We start from the raw sequence: 24,252 nt of genomic DNA, 5'->3' as shown, positions 1-24,252 counted from the left end.
GCTTTTCCCAGTTACATCGATGCTTATTCTCTGTGGCAACTGATTATTTAACCCGTTAATGGGCCGCAAAAGAGCCACCAACAACGGTCCTGCAAGTCCTTTTGCACGTTAAACCGCTCCCAAATCCTCTCTCATAACTACTCCCACAGGCTCAGGGGGACGGACCTCCTGTCCATCCGATAAAAAATGACGGGAGCCTTCCCGCCATTTTTATCTTTATTTCCACCATTCGTTCATCCGCTCACACAGCAGCGCATGCCCCGCTTGCGCGGTAAGCCCCGACTCTGCCGCTTCTGTCAGCGTATCCCGCCAGATTTTCAAAATCTCGCGGTCGGCGATCTGTGCAAAGACCACATGATCCAGCTGCTGCTGGATTTGCTCTGCATACTTCGTCTTATGATCGAGCTGCTCCGAACCACTCATATAAGAAGCCCAATATCCTGCCGTACTGCCCTCCTTATATGCCTTTCCATTAAACGGAAGCTCATATGCACGGATTTCGTACCGCTCTGCCCGTTCGCTCCACACCCGCAGCTGCTCGCGCTGCACCTCTTTGCGGATCGAAAACCCAAACTCAGGCAGAACCAGCTGCTGGGTCATGGCCTGTATCACCTGCACTGCCAGCTTCTCATCTCCGCCTTCCACAACCGCGGCATAATTGATCGGCTGAGCTGCATATTCATCCGGCGACTGCATCGTCCCGATTGGCCAATAGCCCATCTTTCCGCTTGCCACCAGTGTATCTGCGATGCTCTCCGGCGATGAGGTATAGAGACCCGCTTCATAATAATTTCTGCAGGCCAAAAGTCCTATCACGCTATGATACGCAATCTCCTCTGCACCTGCACAATCTACAAAGTAATCTGTCCTTTCAAGCAGCTCCTTCGCTATATGCATATTCATTGCCATGCCTTTTATATCCAGCTGCAGATCCTCGATCACCTTTTGGGGCAGCTCCGAGGGCTCCATCTTGCTATACCGCATTTCATTCAAATAATATGCCCAGAGCTCCTGCATCGATATAGCATCTTTTCTTGGCTCCCGCTGTGTCTTGCGATAAGTCTGCAAATATTCATACAGCGTTTCAAACAGCGTCTCCTGATTTCGGTAGTCGCCCCAGTCGGCACCCGCAGCGCAGAGAAACAGATCCGGCCCTGCCTCTTCCAGAAAGCCGGCTGATAAAAAGGGAATCTCTCCGCGCTCTGTCCGCTCTTTTTGCATCGCGCCCGTCATCATAGAAAGAAACATCGGAAAACTAATCGGTTCTGTCTCGATCTCGTCCGGCTCTATCAGCTCTCCCGTCTGAAGATCCTGTCTCAGGATTTCCCCTCTGACCATCCCCGAAACCGTATACAGCAGCGGTATCAGCACCTGCCGGCCATCAATCCGTCCGGCATTTAAAACCGTCTGCTCATAGAGCTCTTCTTCATAAAAGCCCGCTTCCTCTAGTTCCCTTTCCAAATCAGCGTATCCTCCCGAGGATGCTTCTTTAAGCAAGCTTTTATCATAGGAATTATCAAAAATCACCAGCTTTGTGACCCCATCTCCCTGACTTTTTCGCAGCTCCTCCCTCAGCTCCTCCCAGCTATTTAGAATGATATATTCAATCTCTATCCCGCTTGCCTCTTCGATTGCAGCAATCTGGCCTGCATAGGGCGCTTCCTTCTGATCGCCGGCCCCTGCTACGCCTGTAAATAGATTCACTCGAAACTCATGCTTTTCAAAGGGCAGCGATTCCAGCTGCCGCGCTGTCTCCAAAAGCCGGTCCCTCTCCTCTCCGTGCGTTTTAGCGGCCTTTGCCTGCGTTTGCTCCAGAATTTCGGCCCCTGCAGCCTTATCGCGATCCTGCGGCAGCACATCATAGATCCGTACGCTGTTCTTCTCCGGCATTTTCTCACGCACGCTCTGGCACGCGCTCAGCGCCAGCAGCATCGCCGTCAACAGCAAACAAAACCTAGCTCTTCTTTTTTTCTTCATTTTTCCTCTCCGTTCCGGCAGATTTCCTGCTCTATGTAATCTTTTATCAGTATAGCTCATTTTCTGAGAAAAGCCAATCTCCGACAAATAAAAAACGCCGCAATCTAAATAGGGAATAAACATTGACAGCTGCTGCTTTTAATGATAGGATATTTACATAATCGAAAGGCAGGTGAGTAATAGTATGTCAGCATATTTTTATCAGAAAAACCGAAGTTATATTACTCACTGGATAGCCATATAATAAAGCACTCCATGTTTATCATCAGCGGTAATAAATTCTTGCACTTCTGTTTTTCAGGAGTGCAATTTTATTTTGAAGGGATAAACAGCATGTTAAAATTAAAATATCTATTTGAAAACTATGAGTTAGCCAAAGAAGCGCTAAGCAACTGGGAGCATGATCCAGACACTCTCGACCAGATGCTTTCGCAATTTCGCATTTCCTCCAATGCCATTTACCCATTCTGTCAGGATGGCAAAACCTGCTTCCTGCGGCTTTCTCCTTTTGATGAAAAGCTGGAAAAAAACATTTTTGGAGAGATAGAGTTTATCGAATACCTCCTTGCCTCTGGTTACCCGGCGCTAACGCCGATCAAATCCAAAACCGGCGAAATATGTATGATATTGAACACACAGTGGGGAAAGTATTACGCCTCTGCCTTTCATAAGGTCAGCGGCATTCCCGTGGAAGATACAGATTTATCCGATGAAGTTATGTTTGTATACGGAAAATCCTTAGGAAAACTGCATTCTCTATCTTCTGCATTTATTCCTAGAACCAAAAAGTGGTCGCATACCGATGCCTTAAATTGGATCACTTCTGTATTTGCAGAATATAACGCGCCAGAGTATGCTATTGCCGAACTATCGGCGCTTAAAAATGCTCTCTGCCAGCTGCCGGTCCATCATGATACGTATGGATTAGTCCATTACGACTTTGAGCCAGATAATGTTTTCTACAATAAGGAAAGCAACAGCTGCACTGTCATTGATTTTGAGGACGGCATGTATCACTGGTATGCTTTAGACATAGAGCAGGTTTTTGATTCGCTGGAAGAGGAATTAGAAGGCGAGGCACTTCAGCGGGCCGAAAATGAATTTATCAAAGGCTATACAAAAGAGCATTGTTATACGCAGGAAATGATTTTGTCTCGCCCTATTCTAAAGCGTTTCATCAATCTATACGGCTATGCACGCCTCATCCGATGTGTCGCTGAAAAATTTGCGGATGAGCCTGAATGGCTGGTAGAGCTAAGGCTAAAACTAGAAAAGGCGATAGCCGAGAAAGAAACATTCATGTTAAAAGTGTAAAATCCACATGAAAGAGGAGGCTGCTGAGCATTAGCAGCCCCCTTCTTCTTTTTATTGTCAAACCGCCGGCTCCCATTTTCTTTTCTTGTCAAACAGGGCCGCCAATGATACAATACAGATATACGCAAAACTATACTATATACCGCAAGGAGAAATATTTTGAGCGTTACGCTAATACAAGAAACCGGACAGGGAACTGCACTCAGCCAGGCCCTTTCCGATCTGGATATGTCTAAAATACTCTGCCGCATCGATCCCCGCATGACCCCGGGCGATGCTGACCACTTTATGCGCCGCTATTTCAGCAGCGACGCAGGCGAGATCAAGGAGCGCCTGGCCGTGCTTATGGATCTGAAGCAGGTCACGGATGCGGCCCGCCTCCAGCATGCGATTGATGCGATTCTCTCTATACAGCGCGAACAGGAAAAGCTCAATCTGGCCGCCGGCAAGCTGCAGGAGGTCCTGTACCGCTGGCGCCTCGCCTCGGCCTATACGGCCTGCCTGCAGGAATGGTCACAGCTTTTAGATACTCCGCCCCACCCTTATGAATCTGAGCGTATTCAGGCTTTGCAGCAATTTTTCACCCGGCTCACAGAAGAGCCCTTCTATGCGCACTGTCAAAGCGCCATCAAAGAGCTAGAGGAGCTGCTGTGCCTGCCACGCTATCTTCATCTGGGCATTAACCTGCGCGAAGACGGCTATCCAAGCGAATTGGGAATCCTTTCCCTCGAAAATGATGCCGAGGAGTTAAACGCCCTTTTGTGCCATACCGATGCCGCGCAGCCATCCCATGGCCTCGGCCCCGAATTTGTATATAACCGTTCTCTATATGGCTCTCACTTTGACGAATACATTCTGCGCGGTCTGGAAAAGCAATGGAAATCCGAGATCAACAAGGCCTCTAAGCTCGTGGGCGGCCTCCGTTTCACGCACAGCGACGAGCTTTTGGCGCTGGTGCGCCCCCTGCAGTTCTACCAGATCGCCCTGCTCTCAGCCGAGGCATTTGAGCAGCGCGGCTACCTGCTCTGCCGCCCGGAGCCTCTGCCCGGAGCCTCTTTGGAGATGCAGGCCGTCGTCTATCCGGATCTGGTGCTTCACAGCAGCGGCATTCAGGGCAATGACCTGCGGCTGCAAAAGGGCAATGCCGTGATCATCACCGGCGCCAACCATTCCGGCAAGACTTCCTATCTGAAAACGATCGGCCAGAGCTATGTGCTGGCGCAGCTTGGCTTTTTGGTCCCGGCCGCGGCCATGCGCTTCTCGCCGGTCACCAGCATTTTCACCCTGTTCTCGGCTGGTGAGGACAGCTCCATGACCGCCTCGCGCATGGGTGTGGAGATTAAAAAGCTAACCACTATTTTAAAGGAAGCTGCCGCTTCCGATCTGGTGCTCCTCAATGAGCCTATGACCAGCACCAATCCTGTGGAGGCCGTTTCGATCTGTGCGGATCTGTCCCGTCATTTTTTGGAAAAAGGAATCACCCATCTGCTGGTAACGCATTTGTATGATATCTATTTTCTGCTCAAAGCGCAGCTGCCCGCTGCACACCGTCAGCATCTGGAAAGCCTGATTACACAGTCGGCATATGACGAGGCCTCTCAGAGCATGCAGCACAGCTATCATCTGATCAGCGCCGAGCCGCTCGGCAACAGCTACGCGCGAGAGACGGCCGCCGCCTACCGCATCACCCTGCAGGACATGCTGCCCGCAGGCGATCTGCTCACACAGGCCAGCGCCTACTGCGAGCTGCACAACATCAATTCTATCTACGAAGGAGATGATTCCCATGGGCTTTCTGACAACCACTGACACTCACAAACAGGCTTCTCCTTTGCAGATCACCGATCAGGCCCTCACCGACCTGATGCTGAGCGAATATCTGAACCGCATTTTTCAGGGGCAGCATGGCGACCACACGCTGGCCTGGACACAGTTTTTCACCACCGACGCAGACGATCTGCTGTATCGCCGCGAGGTTTTGCAGGAGCTGGCCGAAAGCCCTGCACTAGTGGAAAGCATCAGCGCCGTCTGCAAATGCCTGTCACAGATCCACGCCCTGCAAGAGATGCCCGTGTCCGATGAATTTTACGCCGAGAGCATCCGCGAATTTTCGGTGCTCCAGCTCGCGCACAGCACGATGCTGTCTCTGTCGCAGGAGCTCGCCAAGCTTTCCGCCAACGGCGGAATCCGTTCCCGCGGCCTGCAGGAGCTGGCGCGCGTCATCGACGGCAAAATCTCCGCCAATTTCACAGCTGACTTTGAGTCTCAGTGGCAGACCTATGCCAGTGGTCTTGAGCAGCTCGGCAGCTTCCGCATTCGCTTCACGCTGGATCCGGAGCTTCATGTCTGCGGCGCCGCTCTGACTGCCATTCAAAAAGAAAAATTCGTTAAGTCCTCGTTCAATTCTCATACGCTGAAGGAAATGCGGCAGCCGGAAAAACCCTGGGAGCTTACATCGCTAAAGGAGATGAAAACGCCTACAGAGGAGCTCGTCCGCGTGCAGCTCTCTAACAATCAAAAGCAGTTCCAGCAGGCGCTGCAGCGCATTACAGCTGATCTAGACGACCTGTATCAGGATCTTTTGTTCTATCTGGGTGCGCTGCGCTATATGCGGCAGATGAAGAAAACCGAGACGTCCCTATGCTATCCTCGGATTCTTCCGGTCGAAAGCAAGGAATTTTCCGCTAAAACTATGATCAATCCGGTGCTGACTGTATTTAAACACGGCGGCACTGTCCCTAATGATATCACGTTTCAGCCCGGCGGCGAAATTTTGGTGCTGACCGGCATCAATCAGGGCGGAAAGACCACGTTTTTACGTACCGTCGGCGTCATTCAGGCTCTGTTCCAGCTTGGCTGGCCCGTGCCCGCGACGGAGGCTGCGATTAGCCCGGTGGACCGCATTGTAACGGTCTTTTCTCATGAAGAAAACACCGAGCTGCAGCACGGCAAGCTTGGCCAAGAGCTCAAGACCATCCGCGCCGGTCTGGATCTGGCAACACCTTACAGCCTGCTGCTTTGCAATGAGCCCATCACCGGTACCTCGCCGATGGAAAATCTGTTCCTGAGCCGCGAGGTACTCACCGCCTGCAAGCTGCAGGGCTATAAGGGCATCTGGGTGACGCATATCTATGATCTGGCCAGCGGCGCAGAGGAGATGAACTGCTCGCTAAGCGGCAGCACCATCAGCAGCATCATTGCCGTTGCTGCTACCAGCGGCGAGCAGGTAAACGCCAGCTACCGCATTGAGCGCGGCAATCCACAGTTCACCAGCTATGCAAAAGAGGTACTCCGCAAGGAGACCGGAATCTTTTAAATAAAAGGAGTGTATGCATATGAACTTTGAGACACGCATTGTATCATCATTGGAAAAGGTATTTCCCGATCAAGCCCCGCAGCCTGCGCTGACCGCATTCAGCTGTCTGCAAAATGAGGCCTTTGCCTTTCAGGTTGCCCTGCGCCCGGAGAATATCCGCTACTTCAACAGCTTCGACATCCAGGTTGAGGTGCGCTGTGCACTGCCGGTTACTGTTAAACAGGTGCAGTACGTTCCGTCTATGCTGCCCTTCTTCTCCGATGCCGACGGCCGTTATCTGACGCATGAAACCGGTCTTTTTCCTGACCCCCTGTATGAGGCTAAGGATGGCCTGTACCGCGTTTTGATCAATCGCTGGAACAGCTTTTTCATCGAGGTACTACCCGGATGCGCCCCCGCCGGCGATTATCCGATTGAGCTGATCTTTTTCAGCACCGATCCGCTTTGTCCGCAGCCGGACCTGCGCGTCAGCGTGACCACTACGCTCTCCGTAATCGGTGCGGTTTTGCCGAAATCTCCCTTAAAATATACCTGCTGGTTCCATGGTGATTGTCTGGCTGACTACTACCAACTGCCGGTCTTCAGTGAAAAGCACTGGGAAGTTATGGAAAACCATATCCGTTTGGCGGCGCAGCGCGGCCAAAATATGATCCTCACCCCCATCTTTACCCTGCCGCTGGATACGCAGGTCGGCGGCGAACGCACAACGCTGCAGCTGGTGGATGTTGCGCTGACAAACGGCTCTTATGCCTTTGATTTTACCAAGCTGACACGCTGGATCCGTCTCTGTCAGCAGCATGGTATCGTTTATTTTGAAATTTCCCACCTGTTCACGCAGTGGGGCGCGAAGGCCTGTCCCAAGATCATGGCTACTGTCGATGGACAGTACCGTCAGATCTTTGGCTGGGACAATTTGGCGCTGTGCGCGGAGTATCAGGCGTTTCTGAAGGCCTTTTTGCCGCAGCTGACGGCGTATCTGACGGATATGGGCCTGCGGGATGTTTGTTATTTTCATATTTCGGATGAGCCGCATCTGGATCATCTGCCGCAGTATCTGGAGCTAAAACGCTTTGTGGCGCCGCTTTTGGACGGACTTCCGATTATGGATGCGATGAGCGACTATTCGTATTATGAGCAGGGCGTCTGTGAGACGCCGGTGGTGGCGACTACGGCGGTGGATCCGTTTTTAAATGGCAAGCGGCCGGAGGATTTCTGGGTGTATTATTGCTGCGGCCAAGGAACGAATGGCCTCTCCAATCGTTTTATGGCGATGCCGGGCTATCGCACGCGTATCTTGGGGCTGCAGTGCTATCGCTTTGAAGTGAAGGGCTTTCTGCAGTGGGGACTGAATTTTTATAATTCCCGGTATTCGCTGCGGCATCTGAATCCGTTTATGACGACGGATGGCGACGGCGCGTTCCCCAGTGGAGATGCGTTTGTGATCTATCCCGGTGCAGACGGGGAGGCCATGGAGTCGCAGCGGCTGGTGATTTTCCATGAGGCGCTGCAGGATCTGGCGGCGCTGACGCTGCTGGAAAGCCTGTCGAGCCGCGAGCATGTGCTGGCGCTGCTGGAGGAGGGCCTGACTGAGCCGCTGAGCTTTACGAGCTATCCGGCCGGCGAGGCGTATCTGCTGAATCTGCGCGCCAAGGTGAATCGGGAAATTGCGCAGCTGAGCGCGGCTGAGTAAAATACGGCTGATTTTATACACAAAATGATGAGCGGCTATCTCCAGAGGGAGGTGCCGCTCATTCTAATGAAGACGGTGCACTTTTGTTGCCACTACAATGTTTTCAAAGTAGAATACCCGTCCTTATTATGCACATTCATTTATTGCTTGCACTCTACGGTCAGCTCAAAGGCTGGCTGTAAGATCAGCTTGTACCGTGCAGAGATATACTTCTTATAAAACTTTCTTTGCAGATCCATAATATACGGAACGCTGTCAATAAAGTTTCCGATCTGCTCCAAATCCACCCGTGGACAGATTCTGCTGAGCGCAGCCTGACAGTCCGTATTAGGCTGTGCCATCAGGAAATCATAATAGTTGATTTTCCTGCCATTTAACTTAATGGCAGAGGTCGGAAACTGATACACTCTTGCGTTCAACATATCCTCGTTTTCCAGCACAGCGGCCATGACCTTTTCGTCTGCTTGGGGCAGCAGGCAGCTTCCGCAGTCAAATACCGGAGCGATACTGCTCTCGCCAGTACTCGGATCATGCAGAAACCCCCAGTTTCCATTATGACGATCAAAGTTTCCCAAAAGTGCATCCATCACGAATACATCCCAAAAATGCTTCAGCAGCACATTCGGAGCGACAAACTGCTGCTTTTCAATGGTATCCAAAATATCCGCAAGCTCTGTGCCGCTCCCATTGGAGTCTGAGTCCAAAATTGTATTCTTAATGGAGCAGAAGTCAAAAAGCATCCTGCCGTCTGCTGTGAAGTCCTTGCAAGCGCATACGATCTTGGTTTTCCCGCCAATCTCAAAGGTGCCAAGTATAGTTTCTTGTGCTTTCACACCCAGCATATTGAAGATACTACTGGCAATATGCTCGCTGATACAGCTGTTGGTATAAGACAGCTCTGTGGGCTTTGTATCGCCAGAGGGTGGAAACTTCAGCATATACTGTTCGCCCTCGTATTCAATGGCAATCTTCTTCCCGTTGGCACCGTTATAGGCCTTGTAAGGCAGCCTTGTGCAGTTTGTAAAGTCTATCATCGCTGTGTCCTCCACAGATATTTCTGCCTCAGATAATCCGCATGCTCCGACGTGATAACGCCGTCGCTGATCTCTGCTATATTGATGCTGCCGTAGAGTTCCCCCCACAGACAATCCATCAAATTCGAACCGTGTTTGAGCGCATCCTTGTAAGCGTCCAGATCATGTTGCAGATACTCTGGCAGACCATACTCATACGAGCGCTCCCGCTGTGCAGTGCGCAGTCCACTTTCCACCAGCAGCTCCACAGAAACGCCCAGCGTCTTTGCCAGCTTATACACGGTTTCTGCGCTGCACTTTTCCAGCCTCGTTTTGCCGCTACAAATATCGTTAAGCGTAGCATGAGGCACACCGGAGTCCACCGCTAGTCTATATTTAGTCATTCCTCTGCGCTCAAGCAATTCGTTTATAATCATATGGGTATCACCTCATATCTATTATATCGGTAAACCGAAATAATATCAAGTAGTTCAAGCCATTTTCTTGCTCTTCTACAATAATACCAAAACGCACCAACCACCAATACATAAATACGGGCCGTTCTTTACCAAAGAACGGCCCGCCGTATTCCATCAGCTGCTTTTTATTTAAACTCTTCTTCCCATTTATAATTCAGCTCGATCACCTTATTTTGCTTTGCCGCTTCATTGCCGACAAGCGCGATCATAAAGGCTTCAAACGCTTCGTCAAAGGAAGGATTGCCTTCTTCTCCCGTCTCGATCATTTCGATTAGCGTCTGCAGCTGTCCCCACATATTTTTATATTTGCTCTTATTGTTGATTGTCGTGTAGGTCGCGTTTCCATGCGTATAATACTCAATCAGATCGCCTTCCTCTGCATCCTGCGCCCTGTTTTCCTGCAGCGTAATGCGGATGCGCCCCTGATCGCCAATAAACTCCTTGAGATTCTGCGCCGCCAGATTATTGGCCCAGCCAGCCTCGTAATAGGCACTGCCGCCGTTCGACAGCTTCATCGTCAGGATGCCGTGATCAAATTCTCCGGTCTCGTTCTCATGATGATCAATTGTAGTTCCCAGTCCGCCCACAGAAGTAATCTCCAGCCCGGTAAACCAACGAATCACATCAATATAATGCACGCCGCAGTCTACAATCGGCGGACAATCCTCCAGCAGCGCTCCGTAGCGCTTGGGGTTCATAATATGATGGTTCTGCACCATGCGGATAAAGCGCACCTCGCCGATGGCTCCGTCACGGATCATATTCTTTACCTTCGTATATGTGTCGTTGTGACGCAATACATGAGCGATCAGCACTTTGGTTTTAGCCGCTTTTACCACATGATAAAATTCTTTTGCCGCGGCCATGTCTGCCTGTGTCATTGGCTTTTCGCACAGCACATGCTTGCCGGCAGCCACGCACTCCTTTAAAATCTCCAGATGAGTACGCGCATAGGTCGCAATGATCACAATGTCCACATCATCGCGCTGAATCATTTCATGATAATCGGTTGCATAGTGCTCCGCCCCATATTTGCGGGCAAACAGCTTGGCATTTTCCTCATACAGATCCACTACGCCGACAATCCGGATTTCATCACGATAGTAAATATCTTCAATGTGTGCTTCTCCGATATGACCACAGCCAATTAAAACCACACCATACGTCTTGCTCATGTGTACTACTCCTTTATGTAATGGATTACATTTTCTAATTCCAGCTAAGTGTATCATATCATATACAGAATTGCAAGGGGAAAATCGCAAAAATCCAGTTTTTATGCGTTTTTTTTCAATACTTTAATAAGGTCCCTATTTAACCGGACTACAGCCAGATATGCACCTTCACATCCCGATGGCACTGCGGACAGCCGGCCACATGTGTGCCTTTTTTGATGGGCAATCGCAAAATCGTTTTACAATACGGACACCGCCGGAAACGCTTCGTTTTCCTTTCCCGCCATCTCATCTGCTGCAGCGACAAAAAAGACCGCATCGGTTTACTGGCACGCAGAAACCATTCATTTTCCTTTCTCCTCTTTTCCCTATCGCGTGAGAAAAAGCGAAACAGCATCCACACCAAAACCAGACTCGTCAACACACTCAGCAAGACCGACCGCGCAAACAGATTCACCACAAATAAAAGCCAAAACAAGACCTGTAAAAACCCATAGAGCGCATCCGCTCCATAGCGCCCATACATCATCCGGATGATCTTATCCTTCCAATTCGCCATGCTCATCGCCTCCTTTTAGCAGGGAATAAAGAAACAAGGGCCGCCGCACCCCTGTGCCAGACACCAACACAGACAAAGCTTATTCAGCAGATTCATCGGCCGTCCAAACTCCGCGCTCTGCTCTCCGTAGGCCGCGCCCGATTGCTGCAGCAGCATATAAAGCTGCCTGTACTGCAAATTGCCCGGATCCATCTGCACCGCCTGCTGCGCATGCTCCAGCGCCATAATCTGATTGCCCAGCCTCGCGTTAGCAACCGCGCTGTAATAGTACCACTGCGCCGTCCTAGTTTGCATCCGGCTCAGTACATTCAGCGCCTCCTGCGCATAGCCCATCTGCAAATAATGCCGTACCGCCTCAAACTCCGTCCCCTGCTGCTCGCCGCTGAACGGACTTCCGTATGCGCCGCCATAAAAACCTCCCTGATCAAAGCCCTTCCGATCAAACCCCTGCGCTTTGCCGCTCTTAATCAGATCATAGGCTTCATTGATCTCGCGCATCTTCTCCTCCGCCTGTGCATCCCCCGGATTTAAGTCCGGATGATATCGTTTCGCCAGCTTTCGGTACGCCTTCGTGATCTCCTCCTCCGACGCATCCCGCGACACTCCCAGTACCTCATACGGATCCTTCATGCCCACTCTCCTTCTTCCATGCCTCAAAGCGCGTCCATACGCCCGAATACAAAATATTCTCCAGAATCGGCCATTCCTTCTCCAGCTCTGCCTCCCGGACCGCCTTCACACAATCCGCCATCAGGCAGTTCAAAATCGTCTCAAACTGCGCCACCGGCAAGGCCGGAAGCGGATTATAGCGCTCCTTCTTCAGATCCTCCTTGCGGTCCAGACAAGCGTCCATAATATAGATCCATTTTCCCATCCGGAGCCCTATCTCAGAAAGAGCCGCATTTTTTTCCGGACCTGCGAAAATGACCGCCATCACCTGCCCAAAGCACAGCGCGGCCGTATCCGGATCCAGCCGGCCGCTTTTTTCAAGCTCAGAGAGCGCAGCCAGGCTTTTCCTTACTGACTCTCCAATTTCCGGATATGCTTGCTGTACCTGCAAGAACGCTTTTCTCAGCATCCTTCTTTGCCCCAGCGCCATGACCTTCTGATCATCCTGCCAGTCATCCTCGGCCTGATAATAGGCCAAGAGTACACTCATGTCCGCTGCATACTGCGTCTCTGCATTCGTCCAAAAATAATGAGGCTTTTGCGGATGCGCTACGCACCGCTCCTGCTCCATGGCCGCCGTCAATTTGGCAGCGGCGCTGCGCACTAAAATCAAAAAAACCATATCATAGCTTAAAATCAAACGGCTCAGCCGGCCGTAACGCCTAGCAAGCTCATGGCACAGGCCGCAGTAGCAGCCCTTATAATGCGCCTGCTGCTCCGCTGACAGCTTTTCCATGTTGGCAATGACATATCCAAACATCTCTCAGACCTCACGCGCCGCCGGAGTGGCCCATCCAATCTTTTGCCCCATTTTCACCTTGACCTCCCGGCCGTTTTGAGCCGAGCGGAAAAGCTGCGGATGCAGCTGGACCCGGTCCTTTTCAAAAAACAGCAGGATCGTGGAGCCGCCGTATTCAAATCGTCCCTTTTCTTCTCCACGGTAGAAATGATGGTTTTCGTGATAATTGACGATTTTGCCTACCAGCACAGCGCCCACCTCCATCTGGAGCACTTCGCCAAAGTGCTGTGTTTTGAGCTGCGTATACTCGCGGCAGTTGACAGCAAATACCTGCTCCTTCTCTGCGATCGGCTGCACGGTATGCAGCTGTCCCGGAATAAAGGTGCGCTGCTGCAGGGAGCCTTCATCTATATAACAATACCGATGGTAATCATCCGGTGAAAGACGAAGCACGACTCCTACGCCGCCCTCATACTGCTTGGCCAGTGCTTCATCGCATAAGAGCGCTGCCAGCGAATAGTCCGTCCCTTTTACATGCCATACGCTGCTTGCATCGATGGGATAGGCCGTCGCCTTGGCATCACAGGGACTGATAAGATGCTGCGGATGGGGGTCAATCGGCCGCTTGCCCGGTTTAACCTGACGGATAAAGAAGTCATTAAAGCTTCGATAGGGGCCCTCCTGATACTGCGCCATATCGATCTTGTTTTGCCGGATAAACAGGGGAATGGCCAGTCTGGACCAGGAGCTGCAAAAAAAGGACCTTGCCCTCTGCGAAACCTCGCGCCGCACCAATCCCTTTAAAAGCAGCCGCCCTATTTTGTTTTTATATAGAAAGTGCAGTACCGGACTTGTCTTCCGGTACTGCGTTATTTTCTTTTGTTTCATCCAATCCTTCCTCCGAAGAAGTACAAACATACAAAAATTGTAATATCGACAACCAGCAAGAACCATTTATACATCCCATGCGGTTTTTTTACCGGGAAATCCACGATAAAGGCAAGACCTGTGATAAAAAGGAATACTGTATATACGATTTGAAAATTGCCGCCGCATGCCAGCGTCAGCATAAGGCAAAGCGGAGCCAAGGCCCCTGAGGTTGTAATGGGAAGCCCCTGATAGTACTGCCGCTTTTCCTCTGTCTGCTGCTGACGGATTTCCTCCTGCACATTGAAATATCCCAGCCGAATCACGCCGCAGAGCACAAAGAAGACCATCGCGCCTATGCCGAGCCAGCCCCGGATGCCAAGCCCATATCCGATGATGGCCGGAAACACTCCGAAGCAGATCAGATCGCAAAGTGAATCAATCTGAATGCCAAATCGTTTTTCTTCTTCATTTCGCTTCACCAAACGGGCGATGCCTCCGTCAAACATATCGCACACGCTGGACACCATGATCAGCATGCCGGCTACCTGTATATTCCCCTCCAAAGCAAAGCTCATTCCGATCACGGCGGCTGCGAGCCCTACATACGTCAAAATGACCGAAGGATTATAATATCCAATCATCATTTTCTCTCCCCCTCTTATTTTTTCTCATATAGCCGAAATTGATCATGAATCGCGATCACTGCTTCCTCCACCTGCTCCTCATCGATGAGAACAGAGATCTTAATTTCAGAAGTGGAAATCATGCGAATATTGACATGCGCATTATAGAGCGCCTCAAACATCTGCGTGGCTACACCGGAATTGGAAACCATACCGGCGCCTACAAGTGAAACCTTGGCCACATCCTTAAAACAGGTGATCTCTGCCGCTTCCAGCTGCCCTAAATGCTCCTGTAGAATGGCAACTGCTTCATCGGCATTGTCCTCTGCTACGGTGAATGAGATATCCTTCGTTCCGTCATGCCCGATCGATTGCAGAATGATATCTACATTGATATCCTCCTGAGACAATAAATTAAAAAGAGAAAATGCTTTTCCCGGCCTGTCCGGAATCCTCATTACCGAAATACGCGCCACATTTTTATCAGCGGCCACGCCGCTTACCATCATCCGTTCCACCAGCGAATCCTCCTTTACCACTGTCCCCGGCGCTTTCACCATACTGGAAAGCACCTCGATCTCTACATTATATTTTTTAGCCATTTCCACACAACGATTGTGCAGCACTTTTGCTCCTGTAGAAGCAAGCTCCAGCATTTCATCATATCCAATTTCCGGCAGCTTGCGCGCATTTTTTACATACCGCGGATCTGCTGTATATACGCCTTCTACATCCGTATAGATCTGGCAACGGTCTGCATGCAGCGCAGCTGCTAAGGCTACTGCCGTCGTATCGGATCCCCCGCGGCCAAGCGTGGTTACATCTTCATACCGGTTCATTCCCTGAAAACCTGTAACCAGCACTACATTTCCGCAGTCAAGCTCCGCCTCCAGCCGGTCCGTCCCGATTCTCTCCAGCCGAGCACTGCCATATACCTTATTCGTATACATCGGTACCTGAAATGCATTGAGCGATACTGCCTGATATCCCATTGACTGCAGCGTCATGGCCATAAGCGCCACCGATTGCTGCTCTCCGGTGCTGATCAGCATATCCAGCTCCCTCCTGGAGGGATTTGGATTCATTTCTCTGGCTCTTGCCAGCAGCTGATCCGTTGTTTTCCCCTGTGCCGATAAAACCACCACGATACGGTGCCCTGCTTCGACATCCTCGATGATCTGCTGCGCTACATGGCGCACCCTTTCCGGTGTGGCCACAGAGCTGCCTCCATATTTTTTAACGATTAGCACCCGTATCCTCCTGTTCCATCGCCAGACAGTTCAGCACTTGAATTCCTCTGATTTCCAGCTGCTGAATCAGATCCCGCAGCTCCTGCGACTTCATTTGTTTTGTAAAATAAGCATAGATATTTTCGATCTGAATCGCAGAAATAATTCCTTCCTGCGGCATCGGTACTTTCCCATCGGTTCTCAGCATATAGGACTGACCTAGGCTGCTGTAGCTCTCCGGCTTAATCTTCTTATATTCATGATAGGTTGTAGAGGTCACTCCATCCTTTTTGTTGATGGCAGCCATCACAATATCAGCCGCTACCGCGCTTCCTGTCGGCAGACTGCCGGCGCCTTTACCCTGCACCGTAATATCATCCAGACAGTTTCCCTTAATCATGATGCTGTTATAAACGCCCTCAACCTGCGCGAGCTTATGCTCCTCTGGAAGCAGCATCGGTTCAACGCCTGCAAATAAGCGGCTTCCATTCATGCGGCTCCGGGCAATTAACTTGATATGATGGTCGATCGCCTTGGCAACCGCCATATCTTCCTGTGTGATTTTGGTAATGCCGCGCCGTTCAATCTGCTCCCAGTCAATATCCACTGAATACGAATGCGTAGACAAAATGGCCAGCTTTCTCGCAGCATCCATGCCCTCTACATCGCTTTCCGGATGCAGCTCGGCATACCCCATTTCCTGCGCATCCTCCAATGCTTCTTCAAAGGAGGTGCCTTCTTCTTCCATCTCGGTAAGAATGTAGTTGGTCGTTCCGTTTAAAATCGCCATGATCTCCTGCAGTCGCTCCTGAATCATACATTCATTAATCATCCGCATGATCGGAATGCCGCCGCCCACGCTCGCCTCATAAAAGAAGTCTACATGATGCTTCGCCGCGATTTCCAGCAGCTCTTCTCCATAGGCAGCCACCAGATCTTTATTAGAAGTGACGACGCTTTTTCCCGCCTCTAACAGCTGCGAGATATATTCAAAGGCAGGATGAAGACCTCCCATGGTCTCCGCCACCACCTCGATCGTCGGGTCATTGACGATATCCTCAAAATTATGTACAATCTTTTCTTCATACGGGTCTCCCGGAAAATCTTTCAGATCCAGGATCGCCTTCACGCGCAGCACTTCCCCGCTATCGTCAGCGATGATTTCACGATTTTTTGTAACCACATTCACTGTACCGGCACCCACCGTGCCATATCCTAAAATTGCTATATCCATTTACCCTCTTACTCCCTCGCTAGAATCTGAATTTCACATACGCCGCTTACTTCTTTTAAGGCTCCTATGATCTGATCAATACTCCATGCCGCCTCTAATACCTCCATGCTTAAGGACACATCAGCCAGTCCATTGATGGGCACTGCCTGATGAATCGTCAATATGTTGACACCGGCATTTTCCAGAACCATTAAAAATCTCGGAAGCACGCCTGGCCTGTCATCAAGCTTTGCCGCAATGGTCACCGTCTTCTTTCTCACAATATCGGTAAACGGCTCTATCATATCTTTATATTTATAAAATGAACTGCGGCTGATCCCAACAGCTTCTACTGCCTCCTGCACGGTGACAGCCTTGCCGCTTGCCAGAAGCCGCTTTGCCTCTACAACTTGTCCATATACCTCCGGAAGGGCCTGCTGATCGATAATAAAATACTCACTTTTTTGCAAAATATACTTCCTGCCTTCCTCTTATAAATATGTTTTAGTATAGCACAAAACATACGTCGCCGCAAGAAAAAAGCACTGCAAAATGCTGCTTATATCCAGCCTTTTGCAGTGCTCATCCTGCCCTGTTTTGTTATTCTGCCGTTCGCTGGACTGCCTGTACACAGGCTTCCAGCTTTTCGATCACCTGCTCAATATAGCTATCACCGCAGGCAAACCAGATATCGTCATTGATCTTTGTCACATAATAAAATTCTGACAGACGATAATAAGAAATTGTCTCCTCCGTACCATCTGTGTAGGTGAGCGTAAACTCCAACCGGTCCGTCTCGTCATACTCCGGTGTTTCATTCAGAATCTCATAATCCGGCGCAATCGAGATCAGGGCGCGGTACACCGCCAGAAATGCATCTGATTCTACCAGCTCTCCATCCAGACGATATACCGCAAGCGCCTCTGCCGCACTATCCTCTTGACTAGCCTGCGATCTTTTAATGGAGAAGCTATGCGTCATATCTCCCGTGCTGATCGTGCCTTCCTGGATCTCCGAAATACTCTTCAGATAGACCAGCTTATTCACGTAATAAAACGGTTCAAATTTTCGCGTATTCATACACTCTGCTTTTACTCCGAGCACCAAATCACTGCCGGCCTCCCGGAAATAAATGCATTTTGTACCGCTTTTTTCGTACGTATAGCCAAACAGATAGTCTGTTGTCTGATATTGATAGGTCGTACTATCCTTTTCATCCACCTTGCGGGTTACAATCGTTTCGCGGTATTCAGGTTCATCACCCAAGCCATATTGATCAAAATCCGTACAGCTTACCTCGATCGTCTCCAGAATCTCCGGTGAGGTGAGTTTAGAGAAATACTCGCTGTCCACATTCTGAACGACTTCTACATGTGAATTCGCATAGGGCTGTATAAAGGCATATTTGCTCACAATCTGTGTTTCCGCAGAAGAAAGCTCTTCTTCAATCCCATCTTTATAGTGGATTTCAATCGGACGCTCGCCTTTTTTCTGCACAAACATACTATAAAGCTGACCCTTGGTGTCCAGCTCTGTCAGCGATGCCAAACGGATAGAATCCTTTGTAAAGCTGGCATACGAGTAATATGTCGCATTACAGGCATAGACCGTAGCATCCCCCTCCATCATGCAGAATGCATACTCCTTATCGCTGGATAGATTACCAATCGCTACCTTCTGCACCGTACCATCCTTCAGTGTCACCGTCAGGGTAGAGGTTGGCGCTGCCAAGCCAAAATCTGCCATACGATCGCCTGACACATCGGTTTCAATCTCTTTATACACCTGAAAGATCGTTGCCATTGAGATCAGGCTTGTATACGTATTCTTAAGCTCCCAGTGGGGATGATCCTCCAGATGCCACATAATCTCATTGTTGGTAGGATTGATATCGCCTGGTACCAGCGTAATCGAATCACTCTGCGTCTTTAAGTTCACAGACGCAATATTGGATTTTTCATTTTCAAATAAATTTTTCAGTACAATGGACGTCGAAGACTCCTCCGGCTCCTGCGATGCCTGATACTCATTATATTTCATTACGGCAATCACGGCAGCAACAAGGAGTAAAATCCCGGCTGCCATGATGATTAACTTTTTGCGCATTACAGATGCTTCCTCCTCACCCAGATCACCACACCTGTGAGGATAATGATGAGCGGAATCACAACGGTAAAGACCAGACCATAGAAAATAAAGTCAGACTGCGTTGTTTCGATCTTTGCTTCCTCCAGGTTCTTCGAGCTGATATATAATTTATCCACGGAATCCTGCAGAAAATCACAGGCGATTGTAGTCAGCTTATAGTTTCCGGTCGTTACCGGACTGTTGGACGCGGTATTGATAAAGTCAGAGTTACCAATCACCACCAGCTTGGTGTCTGCCGTTGTACCGTCCTTGCGGTTAACCCCTTCTTCAGCAATGACACAAAGATTAAACGGTCCTTCAATATCGCCTTCTTCTTTAACAGCCGCTCCGTTTTCTTCCCCGTCTGCATTCACGCCTTTGATGACTGCATGCTCCGAAGTGGTCATAATCGCGCTGATCTTGGTGCTGTTGCTTTTCTCAGGATTGATAATGATGGAAGCCGGCAGCGTCATCAGACAGTAATTGTTAGAATCGCCTACCAGATAACTTGTAATCGAATTATCCTCTCCTAAAACCGGCTTCAGGATAACGGGAGATGAATAATAATAATCCATCGAGGTTTCAATCATAAGCCCTCTTTGAATGCTCATGCCATACCGTGCCAGCAGCCGTTCAAAGTTCGGCAGCTCCGGCATGTCGCTGGCCGCCATAAACATCATGCGGCCGCCATCTTCCATGTAGCGCAGCAATATCTCATATTCGCTCTCGCTCAGATCCTGCCGCGGATTATTCACCAGCACAGCCGTATAAGTATTGGCCTCCAGCTCTTCAATATTTTCGAGCACCAGATTCATCGTATCCACCTGATAGTTAGTGTATCCCAGATATTCAATAAAATCAGATGTAAGCAGGGTCTCGCTGTGTCCTTGCAGCTGATACAGCACCGGCGTCTCTGTGATACATACATACTGAATCGCAGAAGACAGTGCCTGCTCCGCGCTAAAGCCTGTAACATTGCGCGTCAGCGTCGAATAATCGCTTTTTACCTCATACATAGAAGCCATATTCACGGTTTTAAACTTCTTTGTCGTTTGATTTTCGATGATCAGGCTTCCATTGGGAAGTCCCTGTGAATCGTCCATTAAATATTGATTGACAAAGGTAGGATCGCTCAGCGGATCTATTTTTTTAAATTCCAAGCGGTCCGACATATCTACATATGCCTCGATCAGCTTAATTACCTTTGTATTGAGCTCGTTGCTCTCCGTCCCCTGATTATACAGACCATAGATGATGACATCATCCTCCATCTGATCCAATACGTCCGTAGTATCGCTGCTTGGCGTATACATGGCATTACTGGTAAGATCCACCTTAAAGCCCAGTTCATTAAATAACACATTGCACAGCACAAGCGCGACCAGAACAATCAGCGTCGTAATGGTTGCGTAGCCGCCGTATTTCAAATTTTTCTTGCGCTGCATAGAGCCTCTATAGTTCAGTTTTTTCATGATAATCTCCTATTCGTTCCATCTCTTCTTTTCCACGACCTGACAAGTGAGGAACAGGAAGAAAATAATTACCGATATAAAGAAAATAATATGACTAAAATCAAATACACCGCTAAACATATCACTATACCGTGCAAAAATCGCCAAAGAGGACATCATCTTTGCCAAAAGCCCGTCAAAGGATTCCGGTACGATAAAGAAGACCACCAAAAGAGCCGCTACACTGCCGGCACCGATAATCCCGGTAACAACAAGCTCATGAATGGCTCTGTAAATCAGGAACAGCACAATGGCCAGCATAATCAGAATCGCACCCAAAGAGAAATAGCGGGAGGTCGGTAGGATTGCCTCCACTCCGTCCAGCATCATCAGAATCAAAAATACGGCAATGGTGATGACCGCTGAAATCAGCTGATTCTCTGTCAGGGAAGAAATGAACATACCGACCGAAATAAAGGTAATACCCAGCAGGAAAAAGGCAATATAGCCGCCGGAGGTCATCGCTGCCGACATTTCACCGTTAAAACCAAAGACGGTTGTCAGCGGCTGCAGGATGCTGATCAGCAGAACCAGTGTAAATACGGTAGCCGCTGCAAAAAATTTGCCCAGCACAATGCCTGAGGTTTTGATCGGCGATGTTAAAAGCAGCTGATCTGTTTTATTCCTTGTCTCTTCCGACATGATTCTCATCGTTAATACCGGCACGACAAACACAATCAGGGAAGAAGACGCATTGAGTACATGATAGAAATCTGCAAACTGATAATACATCGTATATAACGAATAGTAGACACCAAAAACAACCAGCATCATGCCAATGAATACATATCCAAGCGGATTTTTAAAATACGTACGCAGTTCTTTTAAAAATATGGCTTTCATTTATCTTCTGGCCTCTCTTTCTCCGGTTACCTGCAGGAAGATATCTTCCAGATTGATCTCCTCTGTTTTCATCATCAGAATCGGATATCCGCTTTCACTGCAGAAACGGAAAATAGGTTCTCTGACGTCCACTTCCTCTTCTGTCTCCACATTGATATCAACCGTTCCTTCTTCGCGTATTCTGAGGATTTCAGCTTGTCTTACGCCTTCAATCGCTTTAATGCCCTTCAGGATATCATTTTTAGATCCTTTTATCCGCAGCTCCAGCTTGTTAATCTGCAAAATATTTTTAGATAGGGCATCCGGCGTGTCGATGGCGACAATACGCCCGTGATTGATAATCACAAGCTTATCGCAGACTGCCTGCACTTCCTGCAGAATATGTGAGCTTAATAAAATTGTATGTTTCTTGCTTAGGTTTTTAATCAGATCCCGAACCTCTATGATCTGCTTAGGATCAAGACCCACTGTAGGCTCGTCCAGAATGAGTACCTCTGGATTGCCCACAAGTGCCTGCGCCAAACCGACACGCTGCCGGTATCCTTTAGAAAGATTACGGATCAGACGGCCTTTTACATCCTGTACCTTGGCTAGCTTACTGACCTGATCAATGGTCTCTGTCTTTTTAGCAATCGGAATATGCTTCAGATCACAGACAAACGCCAAGTATTCTTCTACCGTCATATCCACATATAGCGGCGGTATCTCCGGCAAATATCCAATTTTTTGCTTGGCCTCCAACGGATTTTCCAGCACATCCACCCCATCCACCAAAATCTGTCCTTCGGTAGAGGAGAGATATCCGGTAATAATGTTCATCGTCGTCGATTTGCCGGCTCCGTTCGGTCCTAAGAAGCCAACAATCTCTCCGTCTTCTACAGTAAAAGAGATATCATCCAGTGCCAGATGATCTCCATACCGCTTTGTTAGATTTTTTACTTCTATCAAGAGATACTCCTCCTAAAAAATCATTTTTTTCAAGTATAATACATAAAAATGAACAAAGTATGAACAAATCAAAAACCTAGATAAAACTTAGTGACTTTTTACAGAAAAGACAAAATAAATACGGCCTTGGGAAGCTCATCCCAAAGCCGTATTTTTTATTTAAAGCAGTCTCAGACTTTTTCTCTGAAAACATGAGCAGGCGTATGCAGATACTCATGTGCCTTATGAGAACCGGGCTCACCTAAGAACTCCTCATAGATCTTCTTGATAGAAGGATTCTCATGAGACTTACGGATGGTCTTATTCTCATCTTCTTCACAAAGCGCTGCCTGACGATCCTGAATAATGCTCAGATCGCCAAAGTGATGAGGCTGACCGCCGCCATTGACGCAGCCGCCAGGGCAAGCCATAATCTCGATAAAGTGGAGATTGTTCGGATTGCCTGCCTTGATCTCCTCCATGATTGCGCGCGCATTGCCAAGTCCGCTGGCAATCGCTACATTGAGCGTAATATCGCCTACCGGAATATGAGCAACCTTCATACCATAGTTGATGTTGCGCACGTCCTCAAATTCGACATTGCCAAGCTCTTTGCCTGTCACCACTTCATAAGCGGTACGCAGCGCTGCTTCCATAACACCGCCGGTCTTTCCGAAAATAACGGCTGCGCCAGTGGACTCGCCAAGCGGATCGTCAAAGTCTTCTTCTTCAAGCTCAACCAAATCGATATTCATCTGCTTAATCAATTCTGCCAGCTCACGTGTTGTGATCGAGATATCGATATCCTTACGGGAGGTACCGTTGGTGTTCATCTCATCGCGCTGTGCTTCAAATTTCTTTGCCGTACAGGGCATTACAGATACAACTACCAGATCCTCCGGATCGATTCCTTTCTTCTGTGCGAAATAGGACTTAGCCATAGCGCCGAACATCTCCATCGGAGATTTAGCGCTGGACGGCAGATCCTGCAGCTCAGGGAACTGCGTCTCGATGAAGTTGATCCAAGCCGGACAGCAGGAGGTGATCATCGGCATCGCTACAGGCTCCCCTTTCAGGAACTTATTCAAACGCTCGATCAGCTCATGCCCCTCTTCCATAATAGTCAGATCGGCTGCAAAATCAGTATCAAATACATAATCAAAACCGATTCTGCGCAGCGCAGCGACCATCTGGCCTGTTACGCTGTAGCCGGGCTCTACGCCGAACTCTTCGCCCAGCGCAGCACGTACAGCCGGCGCCGTATTGACGATGACTGTTTTATCCGGGTCACCCAGAGCCTCGATCACCTGATCGATATTGCTCTTCTCTGTCAGCGCCCCTACCGGACATACCTGAATACACTGACCGCAGAAGGTACAAACTGTCTCATTGATCGGCAGTTCAAAGGCCGTAGAAACCACTGCATTAAATCCACGGTTTACAGCAGACAGAGCGCCCACACTCTGAATCTGATTACAAACAGTTTCGCAGCGGCGGCACATAATACATTTATCCTGATCACGTACGATAGAAGGAGACGTCTCATCCTTCTGATAGGTTGACATAGCCGTACCAGTCACACGCACCTTACGGATGCCCATGGACTCTGCCAAGGCCTGCAGCTCACACTGTCCAGATTTTGCACAGGTTAAGCAATCCTTTGGATGATCGGAAAGCATCAGCTCCAGAACGGTTTTGCGAGACTCCAGCACCTTAGGCGTATTGGTTTTAACAACCATACCCTCCGATACAGGTGTTGCACAGGCAGGCGCCAGATTGCGGCGGCCAACTACTTCTACAACACAGACACGGCAGGATGCCGGTTTATTTTCAATACCAATTTCGTGAAGATCCAGATAACACAGTGTAGGAATATGGACGCCAACCTGTTCAGCTGCCTGCAGAATCGTGCTGCCGGCCTCAACCTGTGTCTCCAGTCCATCGATGGTAACATTGATCATGTTAGACATAGCTTCTC

The 24,252-nt window shown here is 49.2% G+C and carries 22 protein-coding genes; 4 read left to right on the top strand and 18 right to left on the bottom strand.

Annotated elements, in window-relative coordinates; all coding sequences use genetic code 11:
- Positions 1-216 precede the first annotated feature (216 nt).
- Positions 217-1,977 (bottom strand): hypothetical protein, encoded by a 1,761-nt coding sequence (locus HFE64_08860; protein MCI8633570.1) that lies wholly within the window; start codon positions 1,975-1,977, stop codon positions 217-219.
- 255 nt (positions 1,978-2,232) lie between these two features.
- Between HFE64_08860 and HFE64_08855 the strand changes: the two genes are divergently transcribed.
- The 4 genes from HFE64_08855 to HFE64_08840 all read left to right on the top strand — a co-directional run bounded on the left by HFE64_08855 (position 2,233) and on the right by HFE64_08840 (position 8,297).
- Entirely contained in the window at positions 2,233-3,291 is a 1,059-nt protein-coding gene (locus HFE64_08855) for a phosphotransferase (GenBank protein MCI8633569.1), read from the top strand.
- Between the two features lie 159 nt (positions 3,292-3,450).
- Positions 3,451-5,100, top strand: a complete 1,650-nt coding sequence (locus tag HFE64_08850; protein MCI8633568.1) for a hypothetical protein — start codon at positions 3,451-3,453, stop codon at positions 5,098-5,100.
- Entirely contained in the window at positions 5,078-6,607 is a 1,530-nt protein-coding gene (locus HFE64_08845; protein ID MCI8633567.1) for a hypothetical protein, read from the top strand. The genes HFE64_08850 and HFE64_08845 overlap by 23 nt, the downstream gene beginning before the upstream one ends.
- Positions 6,608-6,626: 19 nt before the next feature.
- A complete protein-coding gene (locus tag HFE64_08840; GenBank protein MCI8633566.1) occupies positions 6,627-8,297 on the top strand; it encodes a DUF4091 domain-containing protein in 1,671 nt (556 codons plus the stop codon).
- A gap of 140 nt (positions 8,298-8,437) precedes the next feature.
- On the opposite strand, the gene HFE64_08835 is transcribed toward HFE64_08840, so the two are convergent.
- The 17 genes from HFE64_08835 to HFE64_08755 form a co-directional block, all read right to left on the bottom strand.
- Positions 8,438-9,331 carry a CtkA family protein gene (locus tag HFE64_08835; protein MCI8633565.1) on the bottom strand — a complete coding sequence of 298 codons (894 nt, stop codon included), beginning with the start codon at positions 9,329-9,331 and terminating at the stop codon, positions 8,438-8,440.
- A complete protein-coding gene (locus HFE64_08830) occupies positions 9,328-9,747 on the bottom strand; it encodes a helix-turn-helix transcriptional regulator (protein ID MCI8633564.1) in 420 nt (139 codons plus the stop codon). The genes HFE64_08835 and HFE64_08830 overlap by 4 nt, the downstream gene beginning before the upstream one ends.
- A gap of 7 nt (positions 9,748-9,754) precedes the next feature.
- Complete coding sequence (locus HFE64_08825) at positions 9,755-9,904, bottom strand: hypothetical protein (protein ID MCI8633563.1); 150 nt, start codon at positions 9,902-9,904, stop codon at positions 9,755-9,757.
- A gap of 10 nt (positions 9,905-9,914) precedes the next feature.
- The gene (locus HFE64_08820) at positions 9,915-10,964 is read right to left on the bottom strand and encodes a Gfo/Idh/MocA family oxidoreductase (GenBank protein ID MCI8633562.1); all 1,050 of its coding nucleotides are present in this window, start codon (positions 10,962-10,964) and stop codon (positions 9,915-9,917) included.
- Positions 10,965-11,112: 148 nt separating this feature from the next.
- Positions 11,113-11,523, bottom strand: coding sequence for a hypothetical protein (locus HFE64_08815; GenBank protein MCI8633561.1), 411 nt, complete (start codon positions 11,521-11,523; stop codon positions 11,113-11,115).
- A 15-nt stretch (positions 11,524-11,538) separates the two neighbouring features.
- Positions 11,539-12,153: a DnaJ domain-containing protein gene (locus tag HFE64_08810; protein ID MCI8633560.1), complete on the bottom strand. Its 615-nt coding sequence runs from the start codon at positions 12,151-12,153 to the stop codon at positions 11,539-11,541.
- On the bottom strand, positions 12,137-12,952 hold the full coding sequence (locus tag HFE64_08805) for a hypothetical protein (GenBank protein ID MCI8633559.1): 816 nt from the start codon (positions 12,950-12,952) through the stop codon (positions 12,137-12,139). The genes HFE64_08810 and HFE64_08805 overlap by 17 nt, the downstream gene beginning before the upstream one ends.
- Positions 12,953-12,955: 3 nt before the next feature.
- Complete coding sequence (psd, locus tag HFE64_08800) at positions 12,956-13,819, bottom strand: phosphatidylserine decarboxylase (GenBank protein ID MCI8633558.1); 864 nt, start codon at positions 13,817-13,819, stop codon at positions 12,956-12,958.
- On the bottom strand, positions 13,816-14,445 hold the full coding sequence (locus HFE64_08795; GenBank protein ID MCI8633557.1) for a hypothetical protein: 630 nt from the start codon (positions 14,443-14,445) through the stop codon (positions 13,816-13,818). The genes psd and HFE64_08795 overlap by 4 nt, the downstream gene beginning before the upstream one ends.
- Positions 14,446-14,459: 14 nt before the next feature.
- Complete coding sequence (locus HFE64_08790) at positions 14,460-15,674, bottom strand: aspartate kinase (protein MCI8633556.1); 1,215 nt, start codon at positions 15,672-15,674, stop codon at positions 14,460-14,462.
- On the bottom strand, positions 15,661-16,887 hold the full coding sequence (locus tag HFE64_08785; GenBank protein MCI8633555.1) for a homoserine dehydrogenase: 1,227 nt from the start codon (positions 16,885-16,887) through the stop codon (positions 15,661-15,663). Before HFE64_08785 ends, HFE64_08790 begins: the two co-directional genes overlap by 14 nt.
- Positions 16,888-16,895: 8 nt before the next feature.
- The gene (locus tag HFE64_08780; protein MCI8633554.1) at positions 16,896-17,339 is read right to left on the bottom strand and encodes an ACT domain-containing protein; all 444 of its coding nucleotides are present in this window, start codon (positions 17,337-17,339) and stop codon (positions 16,896-16,898) included.
- 127 nt (positions 17,340-17,466) lie between these two features.
- Positions 17,467-18,972, bottom strand: a complete 1,506-nt coding sequence (locus tag HFE64_08775; protein ID MCI8633553.1) for a DUF4340 domain-containing protein — start codon at positions 18,970-18,972, stop codon at positions 17,467-17,469.
- Positions 18,972-20,465, bottom strand: coding sequence for a hypothetical protein (locus tag HFE64_08770; GenBank protein MCI8633552.1), 1,494 nt, complete (start codon positions 20,463-20,465; stop codon positions 18,972-18,974). Before HFE64_08770 ends, HFE64_08775 begins: the two co-directional genes overlap by 1 nt.
- Before the next feature lie 9 nt (positions 20,466-20,474).
- A complete protein-coding gene (locus HFE64_08765) occupies positions 20,475-21,347 on the bottom strand; it encodes an ABC transporter permease (GenBank protein ID MCI8633551.1) in 873 nt (290 codons plus the stop codon).
- Entirely contained in the window at positions 21,348-22,295 is a 948-nt protein-coding gene (locus tag HFE64_08760) for an ATP-binding cassette domain-containing protein (protein ID MCI8633550.1), read from the bottom strand.
- A 170-nt stretch (positions 22,296-22,465) separates the two neighbouring features.
- Complete coding sequence (locus HFE64_08755) at positions 22,466-24,235, bottom strand: 4Fe-4S binding protein (GenBank protein MCI8633549.1); 1,770 nt, start codon at positions 24,233-24,235, stop codon at positions 22,466-22,468.
- Positions 24,236-24,252 lie beyond the last annotated feature (17 nt).

This window comes from Lachnospiraceae bacterium, from assembly GCA_022794035.1.
Classification (GTDB): domain Bacteria; phylum Bacillota; class Clostridia; order Lachnospirales; family Bianqueaceae; genus CALWPV01.
Note: the sequence above shows the minus strand (reverse complement) of the source record. Positions and strands in the feature narration are given on the sequence as shown.

Coding starts and splice junctions, on each gene's coding strand:
- HFE64_08785 (MCI8633555.1), bottom strand. CDS start 16,887: ATGGATATAGCAATTTTAGGATATGGCACGGTGGGTGCCGGTACAGTG.
- HFE64_08815 (MCI8633561.1), bottom strand. CDS start 11,523: ATGGCGAATTGGAAGGATAAGATCATCCGGATGATGTATGGGCGCTAT.
- HFE64_08820 (MCI8633562.1), bottom strand. CDS start 10,964: ATGAGCAAGACGTATGGTGTGGTTTTAATTGGCTGTGGTCATATCGGA.
- HFE64_08805 (MCI8633559.1), bottom strand. CDS start 12,952: ATGTTTGGATATGTCATTGCCAACATGGAAAAGCTGTCAGCGGAGCAG.
- HFE64_08755 (MCI8633549.1), bottom strand. CDS start 24,235: ATGATCAATGTTACCATCGATGGACTGGAGACACAGGTTGAGGCCGGC.
- psd (MCI8633558.1), bottom strand. CDS start 13,819: ATGAAACAAAAGAAAATAACGCAGTACCGGAAGACAAGTCCGGTACTG.
- HFE64_08810 (MCI8633560.1), bottom strand. CDS start 12,153: ATGAAGGATCCGTATGAGGTACTGGGAGTGTCGCGGGATGCGTCGGAG.
- HFE64_08840 (MCI8633566.1), top strand. CDS start 6,627: ATGAACTTTGAGACACGCATTGTATCATCATTGGAAAAGGTATTTCCC.
- HFE64_08835 (MCI8633565.1), bottom strand. CDS start 9,331: ATGATAGACTTTACAAACTGCACAAGGCTGCCTTACAAGGCCTATAAC.
- HFE64_08765 (MCI8633551.1), bottom strand. CDS start 21,347: ATGAAAGCCATATTTTTAAAAGAACTGCGTACGTATTTTAAAAATCCG.
- HFE64_08860 (MCI8633570.1), bottom strand. CDS start 1,977: ATGAAGAAAAAAAGAAGAGCTAGGTTTTGTTTGCTGTTGACGGCGATG.
- HFE64_08845 (MCI8633567.1), top strand. CDS start 5,078: ATGGGCTTTCTGACAACCACTGACACTCACAAACAGGCTTCTCCTTTG.
- HFE64_08830 (MCI8633564.1), bottom strand. CDS start 9,747: ATGATTATAAACGAATTGCTTGAGCGCAGAGGAATGACTAAATATAGA.
- HFE64_08855 (MCI8633569.1), top strand. CDS start 2,233: ATGTTTATCATCAGCGGTAATAAATTCTTGCACTTCTGTTTTTCAGGA.
- HFE64_08770 (MCI8633552.1), bottom strand. CDS start 20,465: ATGAAAAAACTGAACTATAGAGGCTCTATGCAGCGCAAGAAAAATTTG.
- HFE64_08795 (MCI8633557.1), bottom strand. CDS start 14,445: ATGATGATTGGATATTATAATCCTTCGGTCATTTTGACGTATGTAGGG.
- HFE64_08825 (MCI8633563.1), bottom strand. CDS start 9,904: ATGGAATACGGCGGGCCGTTCTTTGGTAAAGAACGGCCCGTATTTATG.
- HFE64_08775 (MCI8633553.1), bottom strand. CDS start 18,972: ATGCGCAAAAAGTTAATCATCATGGCAGCCGGGATTTTACTCCTTGTT.